We start from the raw sequence: 1,594 nt of genomic DNA, 5'->3' as shown, positions 1-1,594 counted from the left end.
GTGCCGGGCACCGACGCGCATTCGCGGTTGATGCCCACGCCGAGCGAGCGGCGTCGGCCCGCGGGTAGCGTGCGAGACGTGGATGTACGTATCGGAGTGACGCAGGCCCCTCGCGAGATCAACCTCGAACTCGCCGATGACGCGGATCGCAAGGATCTGAAGAAGCGCATCGAAGCGGCGCTCAGCGGTGCCAGCGACGTGCTGGCGATCACCGACAAGCGGGGCAACGAGTCGTTCGTGCCCGCAGCCAAGATCGCGTACGTCGAACTCGGCTCACAGGAGGGATCGCGCAGCATCGGCTTCGGTGGCTGACGTTCAGCCACCGCTGAGCAGCCCCGAGCGCCGCGCATCGCCGTGACCCACCTGCTCGACCTCGACCTCGTGTTCGTCACGGGGAAGGGCGGCGTCGGCAAGACGACGACCGCCGCCGCACTCGCCTCCGTCGCGGCCGAACGCGGCCAACGCGTTCTCGTCTGCGAGATGGATGCGAAGGGTGCGCTCGCGACCGCATTCGAGGTCGGCGAACTCGTCTTCGAACCGACCGAGGTCGCTCCCGGCCTCCACGCGATGTCGATGTCGACCGAGGACTCGCTGCGGGAGTACCTCCGGCTGTTCGTCAAGATCCCCTTGATCGGCCGGCTCGGTCTGCTCGCATCGACGTTCGATTTCGTTGCCGACGCGGCTCCCGGAGTGAAGGAGATCCTCGCCGTCGGCAAGCTCTGCTGGGAGGTCAAGGAACGCAACTACGACCTCGTCGTGGTCGATGCCGAGGCCAGTGGTCACGTCGTCAGCCAGATCGGTGCGCCCCGTGTGATCGCCGACCTGGTCCAGGTCGGACTGGTGCGCGATCAGACCCAGTGGATGCTCGACATCCTCGAGGACCCGAAGCGCACCGGAGTCGTCGTCGTGACGACGGCCGAGGAGATGCCGGTCACCGAGTCGATCGAGTTGCTCGAGCGACTGCGGGCCGAGACCGGCAGTCACCCCGCCGCCGTGATCGCGAACCGGGTGCTTCCGGCGATGTTCGATCGCGCCGAACAGCCCGTCGCCCGGCGCGTCCGCAGCGCGATGAACGTCCTCGTCGACGAGGTCGGGCCGGGCGCTCCCGCCGTCGTCGAGGCGGCATCGATCATCGAATCGCGGCGTGCGATCGGGGCCGAACACCTCGACCGTCTGCGCAGCGCGGTCGGCGACCTCGACCGCTCCGGTTCGACTCGTGGCCGGTCGGAGGAGCTCCCGATCTTCACGGTCTCGGAGCTCTTCTCCCGCGCTCACGGTCATCGCGTGGTGACCCTCGTTGCCGAGGCGCTCGACGAGGAGATCGGCTGATGCCCCGGCCCACCTCGACGCGCAAACCGAGTCCGCCCGCCCCGACACCACCGACTCTCGACCCACTGCTCGCGAGTCGCGAGATGATCCTCGTGGCCGGATCGGGCGGTGTCGGCAAGACGACCGTCGCCGCGGCTCTCGGGGTCGCCGCCGTGCAGCGTCAACACGGACGGGTCCTCGTGCTCACGGTCGATCCGGCCCGACGGTTGGCGACGGCGCTCGGGATCGAGGCGTTCGGCAACACCCCCCACCCGATCCCGCCCGA

Annotated in this window: 3 protein-coding genes; all 3 read left to right on the top strand. The window is 68.9% G+C overall.

Going from position 1 to position 1,594, the window contains the following annotated elements:
- Nucleotides 1-78 precede the first annotated feature (78 nt).
- Nucleotides 79-312 (top strand): DUF3107 domain-containing protein, encoded by a 234-nt coding sequence (locus WBV89_RS12180; protein WP_423981619.1) that lies wholly within the window; start codon nt 79-81, stop codon nt 310-312.
- A gap of 42 nt (nt 313-354) precedes the next feature.
- Nucleotides 355-1,329 (top strand): ArsA family ATPase, encoded by a 975-nt coding sequence (locus WBV89_RS12175; protein ID WP_423981618.1) that lies wholly within the window; start codon nt 355-357, stop codon nt 1,327-1,329.
- Nucleotides 1,329-1,594 (top strand): ArsA-related P-loop ATPase (locus tag WBV89_RS12170; RefSeq protein WP_423981617.1); only part of this gene is annotated, 266 nt, incomplete at its 3' end. The genes WBV89_RS12175 and WBV89_RS12170, both read left to right, overlap by 1 nt.

Origin of the sequence: Ilumatobacter sp., from assembly GCF_049588435.1 — a bacterium.
Classification (GTDB): domain Bacteria; phylum Actinomycetota; class Acidimicrobiia; order Acidimicrobiales; family Ilumatobacteraceae; genus Ilumatobacter_A.
The sequence above is the reverse complement of the archived record's forward strand: the minus strand, read 5'-3'. Positions and strand labels throughout refer to the sequence as shown.